This is a genomic window from Variovorax sp. SPNA7, assembly GCF_033807855.1.
GTDB classification, from domain to species: Bacteria; Pseudomonadota; Gammaproteobacteria; order Burkholderiales; family Burkholderiaceae_C; genus Variovorax; species Variovorax beijingensis.
Map to the genome: position 1 here is coordinate 650,104 of NZ_CP138513.1, position 21,741 is coordinate 671,844.

Below are 21,741 nucleotides of genomic sequence, written 5' to 3' on the forward strand. Positions count from 1 at the left end.
TCATCACATCATTCAAACAGGTGAAGGCAGCCGGGGAGCCTGGCCCTGGCGTCGCCATACATCGCTGACTGTTTGATTGCACGGCGCACGCCGTGCGCCCGCGGTACCGGATCGGTTCTTTCTCGACTCCGGGCCACCAGTGAATGACCTTGCCACCGGCCAAGAAGCGCCGGCAGGCAACTGGAGAACGAATCCGTGATCACCGAACTTGAATTCAAGAGCCTCAGCGCCCAGGGCTACAACCGCATTCCGCTGATGGCCGAGGCCTTTGCGGACCTCGAAACGCCTCTTTCCCTCTATCTGAAGCTCGCCCATTCGCAAGGCGGCGGCAAGCACAGCTTTTTGCTCGAATCGGTGGTGGGCGGCGAGCGCTTCGGGCGCTACAGCTTCATCGGCCTGCCGGCGCGCACGTTGCTGCGCGCGAGCGGCTTCGGCGCCGATGCGAAGACCGAAGTGGTGACCGACGGCCAGGTGGTCGAAACCGCCGCGGGCAATCCGCTCGATTTCATCGCCGAGTACCAGAAGCGCTTCAAGGTGGCGCTGCGGCCTGGCCTGCCGCGTTTCTGCGGCGGCCTTGCGGGCTACTTCGGCTACGACACCGTGCGCCACATCGAACGCAAGCTCGAAAAAAGCTGCCCGCCCGATGTGCTCGGCTGCCCCGACATCCTGCTGCTGCAGTGCGAGGAGCTGGCGGTCATCGACAACCTCTCGGGCAAGCTCTACCTGATCGTCTACGCCGACCCGAAGCAGCCCGAGGCCTACGCGGCGGGCAAGCGCCGCCTGCGCGAGCTGAAGGAAAAGCTCAAGTACTCGGTGAGCGCACCCGTCGTGAAGCCCACCCAGCCGCATCCGCCCGAGCGCAGCTTTGCCAAGACCGACTACCTGGCGGCCGTGGAACGCGCCAAGGACATGATCGCCGCCGGCGACTTCATGCAGGTGCAGGTGGGCCAGCGCATCAGCAAGCGCTACACCGAGTCGCCGCTGTCGCTGTACCGCGCGCTGCGTTCGCTCAACCCCTCGCCCTACATGTACTACTACCACCTGGGCGATTTCCACGTGGTGGGGGCTTCGCCCGAGATCCTGGTGCGGCAGGAAAACACGGGCGACGGCGAGCAGAAGATCACCATCCGACCGCTGGCCGGCACCCGCCCGCGCGGCGCCTCGCTCGAACTCGACAAGGCGGCCGAGGAAGAACTCATCAACGACCCGAAGGAGCGCGCCGAGCACGTGATGCTGATCGACTTGGCGCGCAACGACATCGGGCGCATCGCCAAGACCGGCACCGTCAAGGTGACCGAGGCCTTCGCGGTGGAGCGCTACAGCCACGTGATGCACATCGTGAGCAACGTCGAAGGCACGCTGAAGGACGGCATGACCGCCATCGACGTGCTCAAGGCCACGTTCCCGGCCGGCACGCTCACCGGCGCGCCCAAGGTGCATGCGATGGAACTCATCGACCAGCTCGAGCCCACCAAGCGCGGCCTCTACGGCGGTGCCTGCGGCTACATCAGCTATGCCGGCGACATGGACGTGGCGATTGCCATCCGCACCGGCATCGTGAAGGACCAGATGCTGCACGTGCAGGCCGCGGCCGGCGTGGTCGCCGACTCGGTGCCCGAGCTGGAGTGGAAAGAAACAGAGGCCAAGGCGCGCGCACTCCTGCGTGCCGCTGAACTGGTCGAGGAAGGCCTGGAATGAGCAACCCACCGGACATCCAGAACGATTTCTCGCACGAGATCATCGGCGCCGCCGTCGAGGTGCAGCGCGTGCTCGGCACGGGCCTGGGCGAGGACGCCTACGCCGCCGCGCTGGCCATCGAACTCGCCGAGCGCGAGATCGGCTTCACGCGCGACGTGGCGCTGTCGGCCAGCTACAAGGGCCGCTCGCTCGGCGAGGTGTACCGCGCGGGCTTCGTGGTCGAGCAGTCGGTCATCGTCGAGCTCAAGGCGGTCGACGTGCTGACCGACCTGCACCGCGCGCAGGTGCTCGCCGCGCTGCGTCTCTCGGGCCTCAAGCTGGGCCTTCTGATCAACTTCAACGTGTTCCCCGTCGTCAAGGGCGTGCACCGGATTGTGAGCAAGCCATGAAACTGCTGATGATCGACAACTACGATTCCTTCACCTACAACATCGTCCAGTACCTGGGCGAGCTGGGTGCGGATGTCCAGGTGCACCGCAACGACGAGATCAGCGTGGCGCAGATCGGCGAGCTGATCGCCTCGGGCGTCACGCGGCTCGTGGTGTCGCCTGGGCCCTGCTCGCCGGCGGAAGCGGGCGTTTCGGTGGCGGCCATCAAGGAGTTCGCGGGCAAGCTGCCGATCCTCGGCGTGTGCCTGGGCCACCAGGCCATCGGCGCGGCCTTCGGCGGCAAGATCATTCGCGCGCAGCAGCTCATGCACGGCAAGACCAGCGAGATCACGACCACGCAGGAAGGCGTGTTCGCGGGGCTGCCCGAGAAATTCATCGTCAACCGCTACCACTCGCTCTCGATCGAGCGCGAGAGCTGCCCGAAGGTCCTGGCCATCACCGCCTGGACCGACGACGGCGAGATCATGGGCGTGCGGCACACCGGCTTTGCGCATGACGTGCGCATCGAGGGTGTGCAGTTCCACCCCGAATCGATCCTCACCGAGCACGGCCACGCGATGCTCAAGAACTTCCTGGACTGACCCGCCATGACAGACCGCTCCTCCCTCGTCGACCTGCGCAGCGACACCGTCACGCAGCCCACCCCGGCGATGCGTGAGGCCATGATGGCGGCGCCGCTCGGAGACGACGTCTTCGGCACCGATCCGAGCGTCAACGCGCTGCAGGAAAATGTTGCCGCGCTGCTCGGCTTCGAGGCGGCGCTGCTGGTGCCGACCGGCACGCAGAGCAACCTGTGCGCGATTCTTTCGCACTGCGGGCGCGGCGACGAGTACATCGTCGGCCAGCAGGCGCACAGCTACCGCTGGGAAGGCGGCGGTGCCGCGGTGTTCGGCAGCGTGCAGCCGCAGCCGCTCGACCACGCACCCGACGGCACGCTGCCGCTCGCGCAGATCGAAGCCGCCATCAAGCCCGACGACGCGCACTTCGCGCGCACGCGGCTGCTGGCGCTGGAGAACACGCTGGGCGGCAAGCTGCTGCCGTTCGAATACGTGCAGGCGGCAACGGACTTGGCGAAAAGCAGGGGGCTGCAGCGGCACCTCGATGGCGCGCGGCTCTTCAACGCCGCCACCGCGCAGGCCGCGCTGAACAAGAACGGCGACGTCCGCACCGAAGCGCGCCGCATCGCCCAGTGCTTCGACAGCGTGTCGGTCTGCTTCAGCAAGGGCCTGGGCGCGCCCATCGGCTCGGCACTGGTCGGTTCGCGCGAGTTCATCGCGCGGGCGCACCGCATCCGCAAGATGGCGGGCGGCGGCATGCGGCAGGCCGGCGTGCTTGCCGCAGCGGCTTCGCATGCGCTCGACCATCACATCGACCGGCTCGCCGACGACCATGCACTCGCCCGGCGCCTGGCCGAGGGGCTCGAAGGCATCGAGGGCCTGAAGGTCGAGGCGCCGCACACGAACATCGTGTTCGTCGACCTCACGGGCGCGGCGCAGGCGCGTTCGGCCGAACTGCTCGCGAGCCTCAACGGGCAGGGCATTCTTGCCACCGGGCTCTATCGGCTGCGCTTCGTGACGCACCTCGATGTCGATGCGGCCGGCGTCGACCGCGCCGTGGCAGCCATCCGCGGTTTCTTCAACGCCTGAACTTCAAGGAGCTGTGCGATGCCCGATCTCCCGCATCTGCTCGCTTTCATCGCCGCCGGCTGGCTGCTGAACCTCACGCCGGGGCCCGACGTGCTCTACATCGTCGCCAACTCGCTGCGCTCCGGCGTGCGCGCGGGCATCGTCGGCGGTTTCGGCATTCTTGCCGGCTGCTTCGTCCACATCTTCGCGGCGGCGGTCGGCGTCGGCACGCTGCTGGCCACCTCGGCCGCCGCCTTCGCGGTGCTCAAGTACGTTGGCGCGGCCTACCTGCTGTACCTGGGCGTGCGCATGGTGTTCTCGCGCGCCAAGGCGCCGGCCGATCTGCAGCAGGCGGCTGCCGCGTCGGGCGAGCGTGGGCTCAAGGCCATCTTCATGGGCGGCTTCTGGACCAACGTGCTGAACCCCAAGGTCGCGTTGTTCTTCCTGGCCTTCGTGCCGCAGTTCATCGCGCCGGGCGCTGACAACAAGGGCCTGTACTTCGTGCTGCTGGGCGTGCTGTTCAATCTCAATTCCATTCCCGTCATCGTGGGATGGGCCTCGTTTGCCGGCTGGATGGCGCGCCGCAGCGCCGTGCAGAAGGGCATGCACTGGCTCGACCGCGCGGCCGGCGTGCTGTTCATCGGCTTCGGCCTCAAGCTTGCATTCACGGACGCGCCGGCCGGCCGCGTCGGCCCCTGAAAACACCGAGGAGACTCCCCATGATCACCCCCCAGGAAGCGCTCCAGCGCACCATCGAGCACCGCGAGGTGTTCCACGACGAGATGCTGCACATCGTGCGGCTCATCATGAGCGGCGAATGCTCGCCCGTGATGATGGCGGCGCTGATCACCGGCCTGCGCGTCAAGAAGGAAACCATCGGCGAGATCACCGCGGCCGCGCAGGTGATGCGCGAGGTGTCGACCAAGGTGCCCGTGAAGGACACCACGCACCTGGTCGACATCGTCGGCACCGGCGGCGACGGCTCGCACACCTTCAACATCTCGACCTGCTCGATGTTCGTCGCGGCCGCGGCGGGCGCCAAGGTCAGCAAGCACGGCGGGCGCAGCGTGTCGAGCAAGTCGGGCAGCGCCGACGTGCTGGAGTCGCTGGGCGTCAACATCAACCTGCCGCCCGAGCAGATCGCGCGCTCCATCGAAGAGGTGGGCATCGGCTTCATGTTCGCGCCCAACCACCATCCGGCCATGAAGAACGTGGCGCCGGTGCGCAAGGAGCTCGGCATCAAGACCATCTTCAACATCCTCGGGCCGCTGACCAATCCGGCCGGCGCGCCGAACATCCTGATGGGCGTGTTCCACCCCGACCTCGTGGGCATCCAGGTGCGCGCATTGCAGCGCCTGGGCACCGAGCACGCGATGGTGGTGTATGGCCGCGACGGCATGGACGAGATCTCGCTCGGCGCCGCCACCATGGTGGGTGAGCTCAAGGACGGCGAGATCCGCGAATACGAACTGCATCCCGAGGATTTCGGCTTTGCGATGTCGAGCAACCGCGCGCTGCGCGTGGAAACGCCCGAGCAGTCGAAGGCCATGCTGCTCGGCGTGCTCGACAATCAGGCCGGCCCGGCGCTCGATATCGTGCTGCTCAACGCCGGCGCGGCCTTGTACGCCGCCAACGTGGCCGATTCGATGGCCGCGGGCATCGAGCGCGCCCGCGAGGCCGTGGCATCGGGCGCGGCGCGCGCCAAGCTGGCCGAGTTGGTCAAGGCCTCCACGGCCGCCGCGTGAAGCAGGAAAACAGCCAGGAACGCAAAAAAATGTCCGACATCCTCGACAAGATCATCGCCGTCAAGCGGCAGGAAATTGCTGCGGCGCAAAAGAAAAGCCCGCTCGAAGCCGTGCGCTTCGACGCCGAAAGCCGCGTGCTGACGCGCGATTTCGAGGGCGCGCTGCGCGCCAAGATCGCCGCCGGCCAGGCTGCCGTGATCGCCGAGGTCAAGAAGGCCAGCCCGAGCAAGGGCGTGCTGCGCGAAGACTTCATTCCGGCCGACATCGCGCAGAGCTATGCCGAAGGCGACGGCCAGATCAGCGCCGCCTGCCTCTCGGTGCTGACCGACAAGCAGTTCTTCCAGGGCGGTGTCGACTACCTCAAGCAGGCCCGCGCCTCTTGCGACCTGCCGGTGCTGCGCAAGGACTTCATCGTCGACGCCTACCAGGTGTACGAATCGCGCGCGATGGGCGCCGATGCCGTGCTGTTGATCGCCGCCTGCCTCGACGACGCGCAGATGAAGGACTATGAAGCCATTGCACGCGGCCTCGGCATGGCGGTGCTGGTCGAAGTGCACGACGCGGCCGAACTCGAGCGCGCGCTCAAGCTCAAGACGCCGCTCATCGGCGTGAACAACCGCAACCTGCGCAATTTCGAGGTGTCGATCCAGGCCACCATCGACCTGCTGCCCAGGCTGCCGGCCGACCGGCTGGCCGTCACCGAATCGGGCATTGCCACGCGCGAGGACGTCGCAACCCTGCGCACGGCCGGCGTCCATGCCTTCCTGGTCGGCGAGGCCTTCATGCGCGCCAAGGAACCCGGCGAGGCGCTCGCCGCATTGTTCAAATGAGCCGGCCCGATCAGCTGGCGAGCAGCGATCCGGCCGACTGGCCCGTCGCACCGGGCTGGCAGCCGCTGGTGGACGGCTTCTTTGCCGGCATCGTGGGGCAGAAGCTGCTCGGTTTCCTGCGCGAGCGCCTCGATGCGGGCGCGGTCATCTTCCCGCCGCAGCCGCTGCGCGCACTGGAGCTGACGCCGCCCGAAGACGTGCGCGTCGTCATCCTCGGGCAGGACCCGTACCACGGGCGCGGCCAGGCGGAGGGGCTCGCGTTCTCCGTGGCGCCCGGCGTGGCGCTGCCGCCATCGCTGCGCAACATCTTCAAGGAGCTCCAGCGCGACCTGGGAACGCCACCACCGCCGTTTCCGAACCCCGGTGGCAGCCTGGTGAAATGGGCGACCCACGGCGTGCTGCTGCTCAACACCTGCCTCACGGTCGAGGAAGGGCAGCCGGCCAGCCATTCGGGCCGCGGCTGGGAGGTGCTGACCGACGCAGTCATCCGCCATGTTTCAGCCGGCGAGAAACCTGTTGTTTTTATGCTCTGGGGCTCGCATGCGCAAAGTAAGCGCGCGTTGATCGACATTGGCCGCCATAAGGTGCTGATGTCGAATCATCCGTCGCCGCTTTCGGCCTTGCGCCCGCCGGTCCCGTTCATCGGCTGCGGCCACTTCGGCGAAGCGCGCGCCTGGCGGCTCGCGCGCCAGCCGGGCGGCGAAATTCACGGATAATGCCGGCTGTTTCGCCTCGGGCAGTTCCCCGCATCTTCTTGGTGCTGAGTTCTGCGTAGTCACAAAACCGTGCTATATTTCGAGGTTCGCCGGAGAGGTGGCCGAGTGGTTAATGGCAGCAGACTGTAAATCTGCCCTCTAACGAGTACGCTGGTTCGAATCCAGCCCTCTCCACCAGCGATGAATTTGGTTTCTAAGAGCGATTGGATCTAGCGCTTTGGGTGCCTTGAAGTGCCCCCGATGCGGGAGTAGTTCAATGGTAGAACCCCAGCCTTCCAAGCTGATGACGCGGGTTCGATTCCCGTCTCCCGCTCCAGAGACCCGGTTCGGCGCCGGAAAGCGATTGGTTAGACAAAGCCCTTTTGGCTCAGTGGTAGAGCACTCCCTTGGTAAGGGAGAGGTCGCGGGTCCGATTCCCGCAAAGGGCACCAGTTTTTAGGGGGTTGCAACGGCAGGTTTGCAACCCATCTGCATACGTTGAAATCGTTTTTTTCGGAGTCGAAAAATGGCAAAAGGTAAATTCACCCGCACCAAGCCGCACGTGAACGTGGGCACGATCGGTCACGTTGACCACGGCAAGACCACGCTGACGGCGGCCATCGCCACGGTGCTGTCGGCCAAGTTCGGCGGCGAAGCCAAGGCCTACGACCAGATCGACGCGGCGCCCGAAGAAAAGGCCCGCGGCATCACCATCAACACCGCCCACGTCGAGTACGAGACGGCCAACCGCCACTACGCCCACGTCGACTGCCCCGGCCACGCCGACTACGTCAAGAACATGATCACCGGCGCGGCCCAGATGGACGGCGCCATTCTCGTGTGCTCGGCCGCCGACGGCCCCATGCCCCAGACCCGCGAGCACATCCTGCTGGCGCGCCAGGTGGGTGTGGGCTACATCATCGTGTTCCTGAACAAGTGCGACATGGTGGACGACGCCGAACTGCTCGAGCTCGTCGAAATGGAAGTGCGCGAGCTGCTCGACAAGTACGAGTTCCCCGGCGACGACACCCCCATCATCCACGGCTCGGCCAAGCTCGCCCTGGAAGGCGACAAGGGCAAGCTCGGTGAAGAAGCCATCATGAAGCTGGCCGAAGCGCTGGACACCTACATCCCGACGCCCGAGCGCGCCGTGGACGGCACCTTCCTGATGCCCGTGGAAGACGTGTTCTCGATCTCCGGGCGCGGCACCGTGGTGACCGGCGCCGTCGAGCGCGGCGTGATCAAGGTCGGCGAGGAAATCGAGATCGTCGGCATCCGCCCGACCGTCAAGACCACCTGCACCGGCGTGGAAATGTTCCGCAAGCTGCTCGACCAGGGTCAGGCTGGCGACAACGTCGGCGTGCTGCTGCGCGGCACCAAGCGCGAAGAAGTCGAGCGCGGCCAGGTGCTGTGCAAGCCCGGCTCGATCAAGCCGCACACGCACTTCACCGCCGAGGTGTACGTGCTGTCCAAGGACGAAGGTGGCCGTCACACGCCGTTCTTCAACAACTACCGTCCGCAGTTCTACTTCCGCACGACGGACGTGACCGGCGCGATCGAGCTGCCCAAGGACAAGGAAATGGTCATGCCTGGCGACAACGTCAGCATCACCGTGAAGCTGATCAACCCGATCGCGATGGAAGAGGGTCTCCGCTTCGCCATCCGCGAAGGCGGCCGCACCGTGGGTTCGGGCGTCGTGGCAAAGATCCTCGACATCTAAGCCGAGCAAAGAGTACCGGAGGGGTATAGCTCAATTGGCAGAGCGTCGGTCTCCAAAACCGAAGGTTGTAGGTTCGATTCCTACTGCCCCTGCCACTTAGGTGGCGCCTCCGAAAAAGCCCATCCATCACCCGATGGGAGGCTAAAAAAGCCCATCGTGACCCGATGGGCTTCGGCGTCTCAAGAAGGCGCATTGAATTGAAGGCCGAAAGGCCACAGGAAATCAGCCGAACATGGCCACTTCTCAAATCGAAACCGTGAGCACGGGTGCCGACAAGGCCAAATTGGCCGCGTCGGTGGTGCTGGCAGTGGGCGCCATCGTGGCGTTCTACCTGCTGGCGCGCCAGGGCTCGCTGGTGCAATGGGCTGCGCTGCTGGTTGGCCTGGCCGCGGCCGTGGGCGCCTTCGGCAGCTCCGAGAATGGCCGCCAGCTGTGGGCTTTCGGCCGCGACTCGTGGCGCGAGGTCAAGAAAGTCGTCTGGCCGACCCGCAAGGAAGCCATGCAGATGACGGCTTACGTGTTTGCCTTCGTGGCCGTCATGTCCGTTTTCCTCTGGCTCACCGACAAGACGCTCGAATGGGTGTTTTTCGACCTCATTCTGGGCTGGAGAAAATAAATGACCGACGACGTAGTTGAAACCACGCCGAGCAGCCCCGAGGAAGAAAACACCTCCGTGCTGGCTCCCGCCGCCAACCCCGATCTGCGTTGGTACGTGGTGCATGCCTATTCGGGCATGGAAAAGGCCGTCGAGCGCAACATCATCGAGCGCATCAACCGCGCCGGCATGCAGGACAAGTTCGGCCGCATCCTGGTGCCGACCGAAGAAGTGGTCGAGATCAAGAACGGCCAGAAGCGCACCACCGAGCGCCGCTTCTTCCCGGGCTACGTGCTGGTCGAAATGATCATGGACGACGAGAGCTGGCACCTGGTGAAGCACACCAACAAGGTGACGGGCTTCGTTGGCGGCGCCAAGAACCGTCCGGCCCCGATCTCGCAGAAAGAGGTCGAAGGCATCGTCAGCCAGATGCAGCAGGGCACCGAGAAGCCGCGCCACAAGGTCGAGTTCACCGTCGGCGAATTCGTGCGCGTCAAGGAAGGCCCGTTCACCGACTTCAACGGCACCGTCGAGGAAGTCAACTACGAGAAGAGCAAGGTCAGCGTGTCGGTCATGATCTTCGGCCGCGCGACACCCGTGGAGCTCGAGTTCAGCCAGGTCGAGAAGACCTGAGCTTCGGGCCGAAAGGCCTGAACCATTTCCGGTTGCGCGCTATCCGACTCGGTGCGCGGCCTTGAGCAGAAGAGTCGTCTAACCCCCGGGGAGCTGCGGCGAAAGCCAAGGCGCTATCACCCGCAAGGAGCAAAAAATGGCGAAAAAAATCGTCGGCTTCGTCAAGCTGCAAGTGCCAGCTGGCAAGGCCAACCCGTCACCACCGATCGGTCCCGCACTGGGCCAACGTGGTCTGAACATCATGGAGTTCTGCAAGGCGTTCAATGCGCAGACGCAGAGCTACGAGCCGGGTCTGGCGCTGCCGGTGGTCATCACCGCGTTCGCCGACAAGAGCTTCACCTTCATCATCAAGTCGCCGCCCGCTGGCGTGCTGATCAAGAAGGCGATCAAGCTGGACAAGGGTTCGGCTCGTCCGCACCTCGACAAGGTCGGCAAGATCACGCGCGCTCAGCTCGAGGAAATCGCCAAGACCAAGATGAAGGACCTGACGGCTGCCGACATGGACGCCGCGGTTCGCACCATCGCCGGTACTGCCCGCTCGATGGGCGTGAATGTGGAGGGCGTGTAAATGGCCAAGATCACCAAGAAGCAAAAAGCGCTCGCAGGCAAGGTCGACAGCAACAAGCTGTACCCGCTGGTTGACGCGATCGTCATCGTCAAGGACGCCGCCACCGCCAAGTTCGACGAATCGATCGACGTGGCCGTGCAGCTCGGCATCGACGCGAAGAAGTCGGACCAGGTCGTGCGCGGCGCCGTCGTGCTGCCCAACGGCACCGGCAAGACCAAGCGCGTGGCCGTGTTCGCCCAGGGCGCCAAGGCTGAAGAAGCCAAGGCCGCCGGCGCCGACATCGTCGGCATGGACGACCTGGCTGCCATGGTCAAGGCTGGCGACATGCCTTTCGACGTCGTGATTGCGGCCCCCGACGCCATGCGCGTGGTCGGTACGCTCGGCCAGATCCTCGGCCCGCGCGGCCTGATGCCCAACCCCAAGGTTGGCACGGTGACCCCGGACGTCGCCACGGCTGTCAAGAACGCCAAGGCAGGCCAGGTCCAGTTCCGCGTCGACAAGGCCGGCATCGTGCACGGCACGATCGGCCGCCGCTCGTTCGACAACGACAAGCTGCAAGGCAACCTCGCCGCGCTGATCGACGCTCTGGTCAAGGCCAAGCCGGCGACCAGCAAGGGCGTGTACCTGCGCAAGGTGGCTGTGTCGTCGACCATGGGCCTGGGTGTCCGCGTGGACACGCAGACCATCGCGGCGAGCTAAAGAAGAGATTTGCCCGATCCGCAAGGAGAGGGCAGATGTGGTGGGTCGCGGCAGCTCCAGTTGCCGCGGGCCATCCAAGACCGCTGGTGTGCAGGGCGCTGCACTTAATCGCCGGATCGATCCTTCCGGTATCCAGCGCAGATGGCGACCCCACTGCAAGGAATTTGTTTTTTTGTTCCTGACAGTTGGTCGCTGCATGAAGCGCGATCCGAGGCCCCGGCCGAAGGTCGCATTAAAAGGAGTAGACCTTGAGTCTGAATCGCAGTGAGAAAGAAGCGGTCATCAGTGATGTGACCAGCCTCGCCGCTAAAGCTCAAACGCTCGTGATGGCGGAATACCGTGGCATCACGGTGGCCGATATGACCAAACTGCGCAGCGAAGCTCGCAGCAAGGGTGTGACCCTCAGCGTGTTGAAGAACACGCTGGCACGCCGTGCTGTCGCTGGTAGCGCATTTGAGATTGTTGGCGACCAGATGACCGGCCCGCTGATCTATGGCTTTTCCGAAGACGCAGTGGCCGCCGCCAAGGTGGTGGCCGATTTCGCGAAGACCAACGACAAGTTGGTGATTCGCGGCGGCGCATTCGGCGGCAAGGCCCTGGACGTGAACGGCGTGAAGCAACTGGCCAACATCCCTTCCAAGGAAGTGCTGCTGGCGCAATTGCTGGGCTTGATGCAATCCCCGATCTCTCGTACCGCCCGCGTGCTCGCGGCGCTGGCCGAGAAGCGCGGTGGTGGCGAAGCTGCACCCGCCGATGCACCGGCAGAAGCGCAGGCTGCTTGAGCCTTGCGTTTGAAATATTCAACCCAATTGTTAGGAAACAAAAATGGCATTCGATAAAGACGCATTTCTGACCGCGCTCGACAGCATGACGGTCCTGGAACTCAACGACCTGGTGAAAGCCATCGAAGAGAAGTTCGGCGTGAGCGCCGCGGCAATGTCGGCTCCGGCTGCTGGCGGTGGCGCTGCTGCCGTCGTGGCTGAAGAGCAGACCGAGTTCAACGTCATGCTGATGGATGCAGGCGCGAACAAGGTTTCGGCGATCAAGGCCGTGCGCGAAATCACCGGCCTGGGCCTCAAGGAAGCCAAGGACCTGGTGGAAGCCGCTCCCAAGGCTGTCAAGGAAGGCCTGTCGAAGGCTGACGCTGAAGCCGCCAAGAAGAAGCTGGAAGACGCCGGCGCCAAGGTGGAACTGAAGTAATTCAGACCCGCTAGAGGGCTGGAGGTGCCTGAAAAGGCCCTCCAGCCTTTGCCGCTTTCAGAGCGCACCCGAAAACCGGAAAAAAGACGGTTTTCGAGTGTCTTCTGACCCCGACTGCAGAAGACCCCTTGGTTCGGGCGATGTGCAACGCATCGCTGTCCGCCAACGGCTGGTAGTGGCCAGCCGCCAAGCAGTGGTGCCTCGGCACTGCTGACAAGTCGCTGAAGATCTCAAGCTCCGGAGCTCTCATGGCCCAATCGTCCGCGTACAGTTACACCGAACGCAAGCGCATCCGAAAAAGTTTCGGCAATCGCGACAGCGTCGTAGAAATCCCCTACCTGCTGCAGATGCAGAAAGACGCGTACACCGCGTTCCTGCAAGCCGGCATTCCTCCCAAGCAACGCACCGTCGAAGGCCTGCAGGCCGCGTTCGACGCTGCCTTCCCGATCGTCTCGCACAATGGTTTTGTCGAGATGAAGTTCCTCGAGTACAACCTCGCGAAGCCGGCCTTCGACGTGCGCGAATGCCAGACCCGCGGCCTGACCTTCGCCTCGGCCGTGCGCGCCAAGGTCCAGCTCATCATCTATGACCGCGAATCGTCGACCTCGCAGTCGAAGGTGGTCAAGGAAGTGAAGGAACAAGAGGTCTACATGGGCGAAGTGCCGCTCATGACCGAAAAGGGTTCGTTCATCATCAACGGCACCGAGCGCGTGATCGTCTCGCAGCTGCACCGTTCGCCGGGCGTGTTCTTCGAGCACGACAAGGGCAAGACGCACAGCTCGGGCAAGCTGCTGTTCTCGGCCCGCGTGATTCCCTACCGCGGTTCGTGGCTCGACTTCGAGTTCGACCCGAAGGACATGCTGTACTTCCGCGTCGACCGCCGCCGCAAGATGCCGGTCACGATCCTGCTGAAGGCCATCGGCCTGAACCCGGAATCGATCCTCGCGAACTTCTTCGTGAACGACAACTTCCGCCTGATGGACAGCGGCGCGCAGATGGAATTCGTTCCCGAGCGCCTGCGCGGCGAAGTCGCGCGCTTCGACATCACCGACAAGTCGGGCAAGGTCGTGGTCGCCAAGGACAAGCGCGTGACCGCGCGCCACACGCGCGAGCTCGAGCAGTCGGGCACCACGCACATCAGCGTGCCGGAAGACTTCCTGGTCGGCCGCGTCATTGCCCGCAACATCGTCGACGCCGACTCCGGCGAGATCCTGGCCAAGGCCAACGACGAACTGACCGAAGCACTGCTGAAGAAGCTGCGCACGGCCGGCGTGCAGGACATCCAGGTGATCTACACCAACGAACTCGACCAGGGCGCGTACATCTCGCAGACCCTGCGCATCGACGAGACGGTGGACGAGTTCGCAGCGCGCGTGGCCATCTACCGCATGATGCGCCCCGGCGAGCCGCCGACGGAAGACGCGGTGCAGGCCCTGTTCCAGCGCCTGTTCTACAACCCGGACACGTACGACCTGTCGCGCGTCGGCCGCATGAAGTTCAACGCCAAGGTCGGCCGCGACGAATCGACCGGCCCGATGGTGCTGACCAACGAAGACATCCTGGCCGTGGTCAAGATCCTCGTGGACCTGCGCAACGGCAACGGCGAAGTCGACGACATCGACCACCTGGGCAACCGCCGCGTGCGTTGCGTCGGCGAACTGGCCGAGAACCAGTACCGCACCGGCCTCGCCCGCATCGAGAAGGCCGTGAAGGAACGTCTGGGTCAAGCGGAGCAAGAGCCGCTGATGCCGCACGACCTGATCAACAGCAAGCCGATCTCGGCCGCGCTGAAGGAGTTCTTCGGCGCCTCGCAGCTGTCGCAGTTCATGGACCAGACGAACCCGCTGTCCGAAATCACCCACAAGCGCCGCGTGTCGGCCCTTGGCCCGGGCGGTCTGACGCGCGAGCGTGCCGGCTTCGAAGTGCGCGACGTGCACGTGACCCACTACGGCCGCGTGTGCCCGATCGAAACGCCTGAAGGCCCGAACATCGGCCTGATCAACTCGCTGGCCCTGTACGCCCGCCTGAACGAATACGGCTTCATCGAGACGCCGTACCGCCGCGTGGTCGACAGCAAGGTCACCAACGAGATCGACTACCTGTCGGCCATCGAGGAAGGCAAGTACGTCATCGCCCAGGCCAATGCGGTGCTGGACAAGGAAGGCAAGCTGACCGGCGACCTGGTCTCCGCGCGTGAAGCCGGCGAATCGATCCTGGTGGGTGCCGAGCGCATCCAGTACATGGACGTGTCGCCCGCACAGATCGTGTCGGTGGCTGCTTCGCTCGTGCCGTTCCTCGAGCACGACGACGCGAACCGCGCGCTGATGGGCGCCAACATGCAGCGCCAGGCCGTGCCGGTGCTGCGCCCCGAGAAGCCGATGGTCGGCACCGGCATCGAGCGCGTCTCCGCGGTCGACTCCGGCACCGTGGTCACGGCCACCCGCGGCGGTATCGTCGACTACGTCGACGCGACCCGCATCGTGGTGCGCGTGAACGACGCCGAAGCGGCAGCCGGTGAAGTCGGTGTGGACATCTACAACCTGATCAAGTATCAGCGTTCGAACCAGAACACCAACATCCACCAGCGCCCGATCGTCAAGCGCGGCGACAAGATCGCCAAGGGCGACGTGGTGGCCGACGGCGCATCGACCGACCTCGGCGAACTGGCCCTCGGCCAGAACATGCTGATCGCGTTCATGCCCTGGAACGGCTACAACTTCGAAGACTCGATCCTGATCTCGGAACGCGTCGTCGCCGAAGACCGCTACACCTCGATCCACATCGAGGAACTGGTGGTGATGGCCCGCGACACCAAGCTCGGTGCCGAAGAAATCACGCGCGACATCCCGAACCTGGCCGAGCAGCAGCTCAACCGCCTGGACGAGTCCGGCATCATCTACGTGGGTGCCGAAGTGCAGCCGGGCGACACGCTGGTGGGCAAGGTCACGCCGAAGGGCGAGACCACGCTGACGCCAGAAGAGAAGCTGCTTCGCGCCATCTTCGGCGAGAAGGCTTCCGACGTGAAGGACACCTCGCTGCGCGTGGACCAGGGCTCGCAAGGCACCGTGATCGACGTGCAGGTGTTCACCCGCGAAGGCATCACGCGCGACAAGCGCGCCCAGCAGATCATCGACGACGAGCTCAAGCGCTTCCGCCTCGACCTGAACGACCAGCTTCGCATCGTCGAAGCCGACGCGTTCGACCGTATCGAGAAGCTCCTGACCGGCAAGGTCGCCAACGGCGGCCCGAACAAGCTGGCCAAGGGCACCAAGCTCGACAAGGCCTACCTGTCGTCGGTCGAGAAGTTCCACTGGTTCGACATCCGCCCGGCGGACGACGAAGTGGCCACGCAGCTCGAGTCGATCAAGAACTCGCTGGAGCAGACGCGCCACAGCTTCGACCTCGCGTTCGAGGAAAAGCGCAAGAAGCTCACGCAGGGCGACGAGCTGCCCGCGGGCGTGCTCAAGATGGTCAAGGTCTACCTGGCCGTCAAGCGCCGCCTGCAGCCCGGCGACAAGATGGCGGGCCGCCACGGCAACAAGGGTGTGGTGTCGAAGATCGTTCCGGTCGAAGACATGCCCCACATGGCCGACGGCACGCCGTGCGACATCTGCCTGAATCCGCTGGGCGTGCCTTCGCGGATGAACGTGGGCCAGGTGCTCGAAGTGCACCTGGGCTGGGCCGGCAAGGGCATCGGCCACCGCATCGGCGACCTGCTGCAGCAGGAGGCCAAGGTGGCCGAACTGCGCAAGTTCATGGAGCAGCTGTACAACGGCTCGGGCCGCAAGGAAGACCTCAGCCAGCTGAGCGATACCGACGTGCTCGAAATGGCAGCCAACCTGCAGAGCGGTGCGACCTTCGCCACGCCGGTGTTCGACGGCGCCTCGGAAGATGAAATCCGCGGCATGCTGAAGCTCGCCTATCCGGACGACATCGCCAAGCTCAAGGGCCTGACCGAGACGCGCACGCAGGCCTACCTGTACGACGGCCGCACCGGCGACCAGTTCGAGCGTCCCGTCACCGTCGGCTACATGCACTTCCTGAAGCTGCATCACCTGGTGGACGACAAGATGCACGCCCGTTCGACCGGCCCGTACTCGCTCGTCACCCAGCAGCCGCTGGGCGGCAAGGCGCAGTTCGGCGGCCAGCGTTTCGGCGAAATGGAAGTGTGGGCGCTGGAAGCCTACGGCGCCGCCTACGTGCTGCAGGAAATGCTGACCGTGAAGTCCGACGACGTGCAAGGCCGTACCAAGGTGTACGAAAGCATCGTCAAGGGCGAGCACTCGATCGAAGCCGGCATGCCGGAATCGTTCAACGTGCTGGTCAAGGAAATTCGTTCGCTGGGGCTCGACATCGAGCTCGAGCGTTCTTAATTTGAAAAGGGAAAGAGTCTTATGAAATCGCTACTCGACCTGTTCAAGCAATTCACGCCCGATGAGCATTTCGATGCCATCAAGATCGGCATGGCTTCGCCCGAGAAGATCCGTTCGTGGTCTTTCGGCGAGGTGAAGAAGCCCGAGACGATCAACTACCGCACGTTCAAGCCCGAGCGCGACGGCCTCTTCTGCGCCAAGATCTTCGGCCCCATCAAGGACTACGAGTGCCTGTGCGGCAAGTACAAGCGCCTGAAGCACCGCGGCGTGATCTGCGAGAAGTGCGGCGTCGAAGTCACGCAGACCAAGGTGCGCCGCGAGCGCATGGGCCACATCGACCTGGCCGCGCCCTGCGCGCACATCTGGTTCCTGAAGTCGCTGCCGTCGCGCCTGGGCCTCGTGCTCGACATGACGCTGCGCGACATCGAACGCGTGCTGTACTTCGAAGCCTACGTGATCACCGACCCCGGCATGACCCCGCTGAAGAAGTTCGGCATCATGTCCGAGGACGACTATGACGCGAAGCGCAAGGAATACGGCGACGAGTTCGTCGCCAAGATGGGCGCCGAAGGCATCAAGGACCTGCTCGAAGGCATCGAACTCGACAGCGAGATCGAACGCCTGCGCGGCGACCTGACCGGCTCCGAAGTCAAGGTCAAGAAGAACTCCAAGCGCCTGAAGGTGCTCGAGGCCTTCCGCAAGTCGGGCATCAAGCCCGAATGGATGGTGCTCGACGTGCTGCCCGTGCTGCCGCCGGACCTGCGTCCGCTGGTGCCGCTGGACGGCGGCCGCTTCGCGACCTCCGACCTGAACGACCTGTACCGCCGCGTCATCAACCGCAATTCGCGCCTGCGCCGCCTGCTGGAGCTCAAGGCTCCGGAAATCATTGCTCGCAATGAAAAGCGGATGCTGCAAGAAGCTGTCGACTCGCTGCTGGACAACGGCCGCCGCGGCAAGGCCATGACGGGCGCCAACAAGCGCGCGCTCAAGTCGCTCGCCGACATGATCAAGGGCAAGAGCGGCCGCTTCCGCCAGAATCTGCTGGGCAAGCGCGTCGACTACTCGGGCCGGTCGGTCATCGTGGTGGGCCCAACGCTCAAGCTGCACCAGTGCGGCCTGCCGAAGCTGATGGCGCTCGAGCTGTTCAAGCCCTTCATCTTCTCGCGCCTCGAAGCCATGGGCATCGCGACCACGATCAAGGCTGCCAAGAAGGAAGTCGAATCGGGCACGCCGGTGGTCTGGGACATCCTGGAAGAAGTGATCAAGGAACACCCGGTCATGCTGAACCGTGCGCCTACGCTGCACCGTTTGGGCATCCAGGCGTTCGAGCCGATCCTGATCGAAGGCAAGGCGATCCAGCTGCATCCGCTGGTTTGCGCGGCCTTCAACGCCGACTTCGACGGCGACCAGATGGCCGTCCACGTGCCGCTGTCGGTGGAAGCGCAGATGGAAGCCCGCACGCTGATGCTGGCCTCCAACAACGTGCTGTTCCCGGCTTCGGGCGAACCGTCGATCGTTCCTTCGCAGGACGTGGTGCTGGGTCTGTACTACACGACCCGCGACCGCATCAACGGCAAGGGCGAGGGCCTGATCTTCTCCGACATCGGTGAAGTGCAGCGCGCGCTCGACGCCAACGAAGTCGAACTGACCGCCAAGGTGGCAGTGCGCATCACGGAATACACCAAGGACAAGGAAACCGGCGAATTCACGCCTTCCACGTCGCTGGTGGACACCACCGTGGGCCGTGCACTGCTGTCCGAGATCCTGCCCAAGGGCCTGCCGTTCTCGAACATCAACAAGGCGCTGAAGAAGAAGGAAATTTCCAAGCTCATCAACGTCTCGTTCCGCAAGTGCGGCCTGAAAGAGACCGTGGTGTTCGCCGACAAGCTGCTGCAGAACGGCTTCCGTCTGGCCACCAAGGCCGGCATCTCGATCGCCATCGACGACATGCTGGTGCCCGCTGAAAAGCACGGCATCATCGAGCGCTCGGCCAAGGAAGTGAAGGAGATCGAGCAGCAGTACGTCTCCGGTCTGGTGACTTCCGGCGAACGCTACAACAAGGTGGTGGACATCTGGGGCAAGGCCGGCGACGAAGTGTCGAAGGTCATGATGGCCAAGCTGTCGAAGCAGAAGGTCATCGACCGCCACGGCAAGGAAGTGGAGCAGGAGTCGTTCAACTCCATCTACATGATGGCCGACTCCGGCGCCCGCGGTTCCGCAGCGCAGATCCGCCAGGTGGCCGGCATGCGTGGCCTGATGGCCAAGCCGGACGGCTCGATCATCGAGACGCCCATCACCGCGAACTTCCGCGAAGGCCTGAACGTGCTGGAGTACTTCATCTCCACCCACGGTGCCCGAAAGGGTCTGGCCGACACGGCGCTGAAGACGGCGAACTCGGGCTACCTGACCCGCCGTCTGGTCGACGTGACGCAAGACCTGGTCGTGACCGAGCAGGACTGCGGCACGCACGGCGGCTACCTGATGCGCGCCATCGTCGAAGGCGGTGAAGTGATCGAATCGCTGCGCGACCGTATCCTCGGCCGCTCGGCTGCCGACGACGTGCTGCACCCGGAAAACCGCTCGGTGCTGCTGAAGGCCGGCGAGATGTTCGACGAGGACAACATCGAAGAGCTCGAGGCGCAAGGCGTCGACGAGGTCAAGGTGCGTACCGCGCTGACCTGCGAAACCCGCTTCGGCATCTGCGCGACCTGCTACGGCCGCGATCTGGGCCGCGGTGGCCTGATCAACATCGGCGAAGCTGTCGGTGTGATCGCTGCGCAGTCCATCGGCGAACCCGGCACGCAGCTCACGATGCGTACCTTCCACATCGGTGGTGCGGCATCGCGTGCGGCCGTGGCCTCGAGCGTCGAAGCCAAGTCCAACGGCGTGATCGGCTTCAACGCCACGATGCGCTACGTGACCAACAGCAAGAACGAGCTGGTGGTGATTGCACGTTCGGGCGAGATCGTCATCCATGACGAACACGGCCGCGAGCGCGAACGCCACAAGGTGCCGTACGGCGCGATCCTGGCGGTCAAGGCCGACCAGCAGATCAAGGCCGGCCACGTGCTCGCCAACTGGGATCCGCTGACGCGCCCGATCATCACGGAATTCGCCGGCAAGACGCAGTTCGAGAACGTGGAAGAAGGCCTCACCGTCGCCAAGCAGGTGGACGAAGTGACCGGCCTGTCGACCCTGGTCGTGATCGATCCGAAGCGCCGCGGCGCTGCCAAGGTCGTGCGCCCGCAGGTGAAGCTCATCGACGCCTCCGGTGCCGAAGTGAAGATCCCGGGCACCGACCACTCGGTGACGATCGGCTTCCCGATCGGCGCCCTGGTGCAGATCCGCGACGGCCAGGACGTGGGCCCCGGCGAAGTGCTGGCGCGTATTCCGGTCGAAGGCCAGAAGACCCGCGACATCACCGGCGGTCTGCCGCGCGTTGCCGAGCTGTTCGAAGCCCGTTCGCCGAAGGACAAGGGCATGCTGGCCGAAATGACCGGTACCGTGTCGTTCGGCAAGGAAACGAAGGGCAAGATCCGCCTGCAGATCACCGATCCCGAAGGCACCGTCTGGGAAGACCTCGTGCCGAAGGAAAAGAACATCCTGGTGCACGAAGGCCAGGTGGTGAACAAGGGCGAAAGCGTGGTCGACGGTCCGGCGGACCCGCAGGACATCCTGCGCCTGCTGGGTTCGGAAGAACTCGCGCGCTACATCGTGGACGAAGTGCAGGACGTGTACCGCCTGCAGGGCGTGAAGATCAACGACAAGCACATCGAGGTGATCGTTCGCCAGATGCTGCGCCGCGTCGTGGTCGACAACATCGGCGAGACCGGCTACATCTCCGGCGAACAGGTCGAACGCAGCGAAATGCTCAACACCAACGACGCACTGCGCGCCGAAGGCAAGATCCCCGCGACGTTCACCAACCTGCTGCTGGGTATCACGAAGGCATCGCTGTCGACCGACTCGTTCATCTCTGCCGCTTCGTTCCAGGAAACGACGCGCGTGCTGACCGAAGCCGCGATCATGGGCAAGCGCGACGAGCTGCGCGGCCTGAAGGAAAACGTCATCGTCGGCCGCCTGATCCCAGCGGGCACCGGCATGGCCTACCACCAGGCGCGCAAGGCCAAGGATCAGATGGACGAGGCCGAGCGCCGCGCCATCGCCGAATCCGAAGCCGCCGAACTGGCCGGTTCGACCAGCGATGTTTCCACCACGGCCGACGCCAGCGAAGGCGCCGCGTCCGAATAACTGGTTAGCATCACCGGCCATGACCGGTATCCGACGCCCCCCGACCGCCCCCGGTTGGGGGGCGTTTTTCTTTGAGTTGTCTATTGCGAAGCGTTTTTGCCGATGAGCGTGTTGCCCGATTCGATGGTCGGCTGGATCGTCATTGCCGTGCTCCTGTTCTGGTTCGTGGGCGCGTACAACCGGCTCGTGCGGCTGCGCGCTGCCGTGCTCCAGGCCTATGCCACGCTCGATGCGGCCCTTCGGAAGCAGCTGGATTTCGTCCAGGCCAGCATCACGGCCGCGCTGCCGGAAAAGGACGCGTCCGGCCATTCGTCGGCCGTGGCACCGCTGCAGGCCGCCACCACCCAGCTTGCGACCCTGCTGGGCGCCACCCGGCTGCATCCGCTCGACCCCGGCGCCATGGCCGCGCTGGCCACGGCGCTGCAGGTGCTGATCACGGCCTGGCAGCGCCAGCATCCGGACGCGGTGACGGTCTTCGAGGCGGACGGAACGCTCTCGCGGCCGGCGCTGCTGCTGCCGGCCGGCGCCGGTGCGGCCTCCGGCACGCTCGAACCCATGGCCTGGCCCGAGCCTTCGGCCGCGGCGGAAATCGCACGCAGCCAGTTCAACCTGGCGGTGGGGCAGTACAACGCCGCCATCGTCCAGTTTCCGGCGCTGCTGGTGGCATGGATGGTGCGTTTGCGCCCGGCCGCGCCGCTGCTTTGAAGTTGTCCAGACGCC

General features: G+C 64.6%; 18 protein-coding genes and 4 tRNA genes. All 22 read left to right on the top strand.

Going from position 1 to position 21,741, the window contains the following annotated elements:
* The first annotated feature begins 195 nt into the window (after positions 1-195).
* The 22 genes from trpE (at position 196) to RZE77_RS03010 (ending at position 21,726) form a co-directional block, all read left to right on the top strand.
* Entirely contained in the window at positions 196-1,698 is a 1,503-nt protein-coding gene (gene trpE / locus RZE77_RS02905; protein ID WP_319440615.1) for an anthranilate synthase component I, read from the top strand.
* Entirely contained in the window at positions 1,695-2,087 is a 393-nt protein-coding gene (locus tag RZE77_RS02910) for a GxxExxY protein (protein ID WP_319440616.1), read from the top strand. Before trpE ends, RZE77_RS02910 begins: the two co-directional genes overlap by 4 nt.
* On the top strand, positions 2,084-2,668 hold the full coding sequence (locus tag RZE77_RS02915; protein WP_319440617.1) for an aminodeoxychorismate/anthranilate synthase component II: 585 nt from the start codon (positions 2,084-2,086) through the stop codon (positions 2,666-2,668). Before RZE77_RS02910 ends, RZE77_RS02915 begins: the two co-directional genes overlap by 4 nt.
* A 6-nt stretch (positions 2,669-2,674) precedes the next feature.
* Entirely contained in the window at positions 2,675-3,733 is a 1,059-nt protein-coding gene (ltaE, locus tag RZE77_RS02920) for a low-specificity L-threonine aldolase (RefSeq protein ID WP_319440618.1), read from the top strand.
* An 18-nt stretch (positions 3,734-3,751) separates the two neighbouring features.
* Positions 3,752-4,411, top strand: a complete 660-nt coding sequence (locus RZE77_RS02925; protein WP_319440619.1) for a LysE family translocator — start codon at positions 3,752-3,754, stop codon at positions 4,409-4,411.
* Positions 4,412-4,431: 20 nt separating this feature from the next.
* Positions 4,432-5,457, top strand: a complete 1,026-nt coding sequence (trpD, locus tag RZE77_RS02930) for an anthranilate phosphoribosyltransferase (RefSeq protein WP_319429237.1) — start codon at positions 4,432-4,434, stop codon at positions 5,455-5,457.
* Between the two features lie 29 nt (positions 5,458-5,486).
* Positions 5,487-6,287, top strand: a complete 801-nt coding sequence (trpC, locus tag RZE77_RS02935) for an indole-3-glycerol phosphate synthase TrpC (RefSeq protein WP_319440620.1) — start codon at positions 5,487-5,489, stop codon at positions 6,285-6,287.
* Entirely contained in the window at positions 6,284-7,003 is a 720-nt protein-coding gene (locus RZE77_RS02940; RefSeq protein WP_319440621.1) for a uracil-DNA glycosylase, read from the top strand. The genes trpC and RZE77_RS02940 overlap by 4 nt, the downstream gene beginning before the upstream one ends.
* A 91-nt stretch (positions 7,004-7,094) precedes the next feature.
* Positions 7,095-7,180, top strand: a tRNA-Tyr gene (locus tag RZE77_RS02945).
* 65 nt (positions 7,181-7,245) lie between these two features.
* Positions 7,246-7,319 (top strand) — tRNA-Gly (locus RZE77_RS02950).
* Positions 7,320-7,359: 40 nt separating this feature from the next.
* A tRNA-Thr gene (locus tag RZE77_RS02955) sits at positions 7,360-7,434 on the top strand.
* A gap of 74 nt (positions 7,435-7,508) precedes the next feature.
* Positions 7,509-8,702, top strand: a complete 1,194-nt coding sequence (gene tuf, locus RZE77_RS02960) for an elongation factor Tu (RefSeq protein ID WP_012745744.1) — start codon at positions 7,509-7,511, stop codon at positions 8,700-8,702.
* A 19-nt stretch (positions 8,703-8,721) separates the two neighbouring features.
* Positions 8,722-8,797: transfer RNA gene (locus RZE77_RS02965), tRNA-Trp, on the top strand.
* A 137-nt stretch (positions 8,798-8,934) separates the two neighbouring features.
* Positions 8,935-9,318: a preprotein translocase subunit SecE gene (gene secE, locus RZE77_RS02970; protein WP_012745745.1), complete on the top strand. Its 384-nt coding sequence runs from the start codon at positions 8,935-8,937 to the stop codon at positions 9,316-9,318.
* Positions 9,319-9,930 carry a transcription termination/antitermination protein NusG gene (gene nusG / locus RZE77_RS02975; protein ID WP_012745746.1) on the top strand — a complete coding sequence of 204 codons (612 nt, stop codon included), beginning with the start codon at positions 9,319-9,321 and terminating at the stop codon, positions 9,928-9,930.
* 136 nt (positions 9,931-10,066) lie between these two features.
* Positions 10,067-10,498, top strand: a complete 432-nt coding sequence (rplK, locus tag RZE77_RS02980; protein ID WP_013539105.1) for a 50S ribosomal protein L11 — start codon at positions 10,067-10,069, stop codon at positions 10,496-10,498.
* A complete protein-coding gene (gene rplA, locus RZE77_RS02985; RefSeq protein WP_319440622.1) occupies positions 10,499-11,197 on the top strand; it encodes a 50S ribosomal protein L1 in 699 nt (232 codons plus the stop codon). It abuts the gene before it with no gap.
* Between the two features lie 248 nt (positions 11,198-11,445).
* A complete protein-coding gene (gene rplJ, locus RZE77_RS02990) occupies positions 11,446-11,979 on the top strand; it encodes a 50S ribosomal protein L10 (protein ID WP_012745749.1) in 534 nt (177 codons plus the stop codon).
* 43 nt (positions 11,980-12,022) lie between these two features.
* Positions 12,023-12,397, top strand: coding sequence for a 50S ribosomal protein L7/L12 (gene rplL, locus RZE77_RS02995; protein WP_319429248.1), 375 nt, complete (start codon positions 12,023-12,025; stop codon positions 12,395-12,397).
* A 248-nt stretch (positions 12,398-12,645) separates the two neighbouring features.
* Positions 12,646-16,770, top strand: a complete 4,125-nt coding sequence (gene rpoB / locus RZE77_RS03000) for a DNA-directed RNA polymerase subunit beta (RefSeq protein WP_319440623.1) — start codon at positions 12,646-12,648, stop codon at positions 16,768-16,770.
* A 21-nt stretch (positions 16,771-16,791) separates the two neighbouring features.
* Positions 16,792-21,021, top strand: a complete 4,230-nt coding sequence (gene rpoC / locus RZE77_RS03005) for a DNA-directed RNA polymerase subunit beta' (protein ID WP_012745752.1) — start codon at positions 16,792-16,794, stop codon at positions 21,019-21,021.
* 102 nt (positions 21,022-21,123) lie between these two features.
* Entirely contained in the window at positions 21,124-21,726 is a 603-nt protein-coding gene (locus tag RZE77_RS03010; RefSeq protein WP_319440624.1) for a LemA family protein, read from the top strand.
* Positions 21,727-21,741 lie beyond the last annotated feature (15 nt).